Annotated in this window: 5 protein-coding genes; all 5 read right to left on the bottom strand. The window is 62.9% G+C overall.

The features are described from left to right. Window positions 1-291: hypothetical protein (locus tag ACMLHG_RS01070; protein WP_417169247.1), on the bottom strand; the 291-nt coding region annotated here is incomplete at its 3' end. A 99-nt stretch (window positions 292-390) separates the two neighbouring features. Beyond that, window positions 391-1287, bottom strand: a complete 897-nt coding sequence (locus ACMLHG_RS01075; RefSeq protein WP_417169248.1) for a hypothetical protein — start codon at window positions 1285-1287, stop codon at window positions 391-393. Then, complete coding sequence (gene purT / locus ACMLHG_RS01080) at window positions 1284-2468, bottom strand: formate-dependent phosphoribosylglycinamide formyltransferase (RefSeq protein ID WP_294435446.1); 1185 nt, start codon at window positions 2466-2468, stop codon at window positions 1284-1286. The genes ACMLHG_RS01075 and purT overlap by 4 nt, the downstream gene beginning before the upstream one ends. A 38-nt stretch (window positions 2469-2506) precedes the next feature. Beyond that, window positions 2507-5050 carry a BatD family protein gene (locus tag ACMLHG_RS01085; protein ID WP_417169249.1) on the bottom strand — a complete coding sequence of 848 codons (2544 nt, stop codon included), beginning with the start codon at window positions 5048-5050 and terminating at the stop codon, window positions 2507-2509. 5 nt (window positions 5051-5055) lie between these two features. Then, a partial coding sequence (locus ACMLHG_RS01090; protein ID WP_417169250.1) for a hypothetical protein occupies window positions 5056-5683 on the bottom strand: 628 nt, incomplete at its 5' end.

The raw sequence follows: 5683 nt of genomic DNA on the forward strand, positions 1-5683 counted from the left end.
ATTGCGCCCGAGGTAAGGAGGCAGCGCCGTCTTGACGCCGGCGACCAGCATTTTCCGGAAGATCGGGCTGTCGGTCATCGGCAGTGCGGCGAGACCGACGCAGAAGGCGCCCTGCGCGTCGTCGAGTTCATCGTCGCCCCATGCTTCCCAGAGCAGGCTGAGCTGTTCGAGGACTTCCGCCGGGATGGGATTGCCGGCGGTGCGCAGAGCAGCGAGCAGGTTGTCAAGATTTTTCTTAGAGGGTTGTTCGAGGCAGGATACCAGTAATTCTTCAAAGGCGACCGAGTCCATTCTATTCTCCGATGCGTTTCTCCTCCGGCCACGGGGGTGTCGCCGAAGGGGCATTGATTGGTTGTTACTCTCATAATATAGCCTCGCCCGAACCGGTTTTCAATGCGTGGCGGACAAAAAAGCCGCGCAACAGCCGGGGAAGGGGCAGTTTGCGCATCGGGTGGTGTCGGCGGGGAAATCCTCCTCCGCCACGGTGCCGTCCGGACGGATCGCCTGCTGCATGGCGCCGGCGTCGGCCCGGATTCCGGCCAGCGCGGCGCTGATGTTGAGATCTCCGCCGAATTCGGTGACGGAGCCGTCGCGGCAGTCGAGCCGGAACGAACGCACCTGCTCCGGAGGAATGCGGCAGGTGTTGAGCGCATAAAACTTGTGGAGCAGAGCCGCTTCGGGCGATGCGTCGGATTCGCTCTCCACCAGCCAGAGTTCGCGCCCGGAGGCCAGCGCGAAGCAGGGGGAGCACCAGCAGGAAAGTTCCCCGAGCGGCACCTCCAGCGGCGAGGGGAGGGGACGGCGGCATTCGGCGGGAAAACGTTGAAATTCACCCCAGCCGCCCTGTTCCAGCGCGACGGCGGATTCCTTCAGTTGCGTTTCCACTTCCCGGCGCACCGCTTCGGGGGCGGCGCCGGATTGCAGCAGCTCCCGCAACATGGGGACGCGGTGATCCTCCTGCCAGAAGCCGAGCAGCATCCGGTTGAAATCCCGGGCGAAGGCGTGCAGAACGCGCGACCGCAGGTCGGGAGCGGTCGAGGTGTCCTCCTCTTCGTTCCGGCGATAGAACAGCTCCCGCATGGTCGTGCGGAGGAGATAATTGCAGTACCCGTCGCGTGAGAAAAGTGACTTCGCCAGGTGAAGGCGACGCAACGCCGGTTCCGCCGCCGGATCGTGGCCGCCGCGCGGCGCATAGTAGGTCAGAAAATATCTCCGGCGGCATCCGTTCCAGAGACGGCGCCGCCGGAGCGACCAGCTGAACCGGTAATCCGAAGCCCGGACTTTCACAGCTTGATCGAAATTTTTTCACGCATGCGGAACACCTTCTTGACCGCCGCGTCGACATTTTCCGCCCGGGCGAGGCAGACGCCGAGGCGGCGGTGCCCCTTGAGTTCCGGTTTGCCGAAGAGACGCACCTGAGTGTCGGGTTCCTCCAGCGCCTGATCGACCCCTTCGAAGGCGACCTGATTCGAAACCCCTTCGGCGACGATCGCCTTCGAGGCGGAAGGCCCGTGGAACGCGATGTTCGGAATCGGCAGGCCGAGAATGGCGCGGGCATGGAGGTCAAACTCCGAGAGATCCTGCGAGATCATCGTCACCATGCCGGTGTCGTGCGGCCGCGGACTCACTTCGCTGAAGAGCACCTTGTCGCCGCAGATGAAGAGTTCGACGCCGAAGATGCCCCGGCCGCCGAGAGCTCCGGTGACCAGTCCGGCAATCCGCTGCGCTTCGGCGATGGCGGCCTCGCTCATCGGCTGCGGCTGCCAGGATTCCTGATAGTCGCCGCTGACCTGATGGTGGCCGATCGGCTTGAGGAAGGTGGTGCCGCCGATGTGACGGATGGTCAGCAAGGTGATTTCGTAGTCGAACGGGACGAATCCTTCGACGATCACTTTTCCGGCTCCGGCCCGGCCTCCCTCCTGCGCATTTTTCCACGCCGCGTCGATGTCCGCTTCGGATTTAATTGTGCTCTGGCCGTGGCCGGAGGAACTCATGATCGGCTTGACCACACAGGGAATGCCGATCTCTTTGACCGCCGCGTCGAACTCCTCGCGGGTGGCGGCGAAACGGTAGGGACTGGTCGGCACGCCCAGCTCTTCCGCGGCCAGACGGCGGATTCCCTCGCGGTTCATCGTGAGCTTGGTGGCGCGCGCGGTGGGAATGACGTGATAGCCCTCTTTCTCCAATTCGACCAGCGTATCGGTGGCGATTGCCTCCACTTCCGGAACGATGTAGTCCGGCTTCTCCTTTTCGATCACCTGCCGCAGAGCCTTGCCGTCGAGCATGTTGATGGTGTAGGAACGGTGGGCGACCTGCATGCCGGGGGCGTTGTCGTAACGGTCCACCGCTATGACCTCCACGCCGAGACGCTGCATGGCGATGACCACCTCTTTGCCCAGTTCCCCCGCGCCGCAGAAAAGAACTCTGGTGGCGGATTTTGTCAGTGCGGTACCGATAATGTTTGGCATGATGTTTCCTTATTGATGGTTTTCTCCGGGGCGTGGATTCAGTACAGAATTCCGCCGGGGAAGATGAGTTTCACCTGATCGACCGGCGCCCAGCCGTCGCGGCCGTTGACCCGCAGGCGGACCCAGTCGCCGCGGCGCTCCACCACAAACGCGGTGCTTCCGCCCGGAATCGTCGCCTCGACCCGGCCGCTCGCCGCCGCCGGGAGTGAGCGCAACTCCAGCGTGCTGCCGATGATGATCGCCCGGTCCGGGTTGTAGGGACCTACCGCCTGAGCCGTTGCCGCCGCCAGCGAGAGCATCAGAAGCGCTGTCGCGGCACTCTCCACCACGATCAGCGTGTTGCGGCGCAGAGTGCGGCGCAGGGCGAATGCGAGACAGAGCACGGCGAACATCGCCGCGGCGATGGTAAGATAGTCGTCCGGCCGCAACCGGTCGCGGCACCAGGTCAGCAATGCACCGGGGGTTCCGGCGGTGCCGATCTCCGGCTGGACGAGCTTCCGGTTGACCAGATTGAGATTTTCCAGCGTTTCGGAGTCGCGCGGCGCGAGCAGATGCGCCTGTTCGAACTCGAGCCGGGCGCGGGCAAGATCGCCGAGCCGGTAATGGGCCGAGGCGAGGTTGTAGAGCACGTTCGGGGCCGGTTCCGCCGGGTTGAGCTGCTTTTCATAGTGTGCGGCGGCGGCTTTGAAGTCCCCCTTTTCAAAGTCGGCGTTGAAGGCGGCGGGGGCGACCCCGGCGGCGACAGCCGTCAGCGCGACAACCGTCAGCGCGAAGAGCGACAGCCGTTTGAGCAGGGTGGTCAGCCGGCTGCGAAGTTTAGGCGTCAGCGTCACCGGCGTATGCTCACTGCCGGCCGGTTTGAAGCTCTCCGCTTCGAGGGAGCGGAAAAGGTCAGCCAGTTCGCGGTCTTCGATTTTTTCGGCGACCTCCGATGCTCCCGCGCCCGGCGGGAGATGGAAGGCTTCGGCCAGAAACGGCACCGCTTCGTCGCGGAGCGCGGGCGCGACATCCCCCTCCTGACGGAGGCGCTTGAGCAGTTGCGGCAACTTGTGCCGCAGGGCGGTGCGCCGGGCGAATTCCGGGTCATGCTCCAGCCGCTCCCGCCGCCGGAAACGCCACTCGATCAGAATCGCCGCGAGCGGGCCGCCGAGCAGGAAGAGCAGAATCCAGCCGATCCGGTTGCGGATCAGCGGCAGTGCGACACCGGAACCCGGTTCCGCTTTGAGGTAGAAGAGCTCTTCGCGGGGGGCGGGAATCTTCTCCACCTCCGGCTCGGGCACTGCGGCTCGTTCCGTTTCCGTCGCCGGCGCGCTGTCGGAGACCGCGGCGGAGATCTTCCGGTCGCTCTTGAGTACCGGAAGTTTCAGATCGAAATTGTGCCGGACATACTCTCCCGTCGCCGGGCGGAAGGTGGCGAATTTCAGGGAGATGTTCTTTTCGCCGGGTTCGAGCGGAATGATTGCGTACTTGAGTTCAATGCGGCTGCGGCTGTCCGGCGAACTTTTTTTCACTTCGCCGGGGTAGACGCGGAATCCGGGCAGCGTGAGCTTCGGCGTGGCGAAGGTTTCCGGAGTGCCGTCCCCCACTGCGGTGATGTTCAGCGAGAGCGGTTCGCCCACTTTGCCGGAGTTCTGGTCAAAGCGGCAGCTGATCTCCCAGTCGCCGACCAGCCCGAGGTTGATGCAGTCTGCCGGGGCAGGGGGAAGTGCTTTGATGGTGATCTCCGGCCCCGGAGCAAAGGCGACCCGGTAGGGTACGCGGTTTTCCCGGGCAAAGAAGGAGTCGAAGAAATCGTCGTCGAACGGAGAACGGGGGCGGCGCGCCCGGCGGCCGTCTTCCCGGACAATACTGACCGTCGCGTTCGCTCCCGGCGTGAGCTTGCCCGGAAGCGTGGCGCGGAAGGCGGTCCGGAAGGTGAGCACACCGTAATAGCGGCCGTCGAGCAGCTCCCGGCGTTCCTGCGGCCGGTCGAATCTGCGCATCTGCGGATTGTTTTGGGAGTAGTCACGGAATACCACGTTGTCCAATCCGGTGAGATCCGGATACTCCGCCAGCCGGGCGCGCAGCGCCGGCAGCAGCCAGAGGTTGAGTTCCAGCGGAATCTCTTCGCCGACATAGAAGGTGCGGCGCTCGTCCGGAATGCGGATGGTGCCGAACGCGGCCTCCTTCATCGTGACGGAATCGCCGGAACCTTGCACCGCGGGCTGGGAGCCGGGCGGGAGGACTTTGACTTCCAGCGCCCGGGTGGTGACCTCCTGACCATCGAGCCGGAAGGTGAACGACGGAATTTTCAGGGTTCCTTCCCGTTCCGTCTGGATCGGAATCTCATAGGTGTAGGAGGTATTGAAGTTGATGCTTTCCATGCGCTGGCTGACCGAATTGGTGATCCAGCGGCCGTTTTCCAGCGGCGGCAGACGGAGCCCTTCGGTCAGCCGCTTATCCATGGTCAGCGAAAAGGTGACCTGCTCTCCCGCCGCGACCGTCGAGGGCGAAACCGCTACGGAAACCTCGGCCCCGGAGGCGCCAAGGGGAAGTGCCGCCGAAACTGCGGCCAGAAGAAAGAGTTTGAAAAAACGTATCATATTTGTCACCAATCCTTTTCCACGCGAGGCTGACGACCGCGCTGGAGTTTCTTCAATTCATCGCGAAGCTGTTTCTCTTCGTCCGCCATCATATCCAGCAACTGGCTGGCGGTCTTTTCATCCATTTTCCCTTCCTGTGGCTGAGGAGTCTGTTGCGGCTGAGGCGGACGGGTCTCCGGAGCGTTCTGCTGATTCTGCTGATCTTTCTGATCGTTCTGCTTCTGATCGTCCTTGCCCTTCTGATCGTTTTGCTTCTGATCGTCCTTGCCCTTCTGATCTTTCTGATCCTTCTGATCTTTCTGATCCTGACCGGAGCCGCCGAGCGCTTCAAGAGCTTTTTCCATATGCTGATCGGCCTCTTCCCGGCGGTTTTCCTCCCGGGAGCGTTTGGCGCGATCGAGTTCCTCTTTTGCCTGTTTTGCCCGGTTGCTCAACTCCTGCTGATTGAGTTCCTCGGCTTTCTGCTTCAGTTCCTCGGCGCTTTGACGGGCGCGATCCAGCGCCTGATCGGCAGAGTTTTGCTGATCCTGCTGATTCTGCTGGTCCTGCTTGTTCTGCTGTCCTTGCTGGTTTTGCTGATCCTGCTTGTTCTGCTGATTCTGCTGGTCCTGCTTGTTCTGCTGATTCTGCTGG

This window comes from Victivallis sp., from assembly GCF_048170485.1.
Taxonomy (GTDB): Bacteria; Verrucomicrobiota; Lentisphaeria; order Victivallales; family Victivallaceae; genus Victivallis.

Excerpts from the sequence above, each read along its gene's own strand:
- purT (WP_294435446.1), bottom strand. The coding sequence starts at position 2,468 with ATGCCAAACATTATCGGTACCGCACTGACAAAATCCGCCACCAGAGTT.
- ACMLHG_RS01085 (WP_417169249.1), bottom strand. The coding sequence starts at position 5,050 with ATGATACGTTTTTTCAAACTCTTTCTTCTGGCCGCAGTTTCGGCGGCA.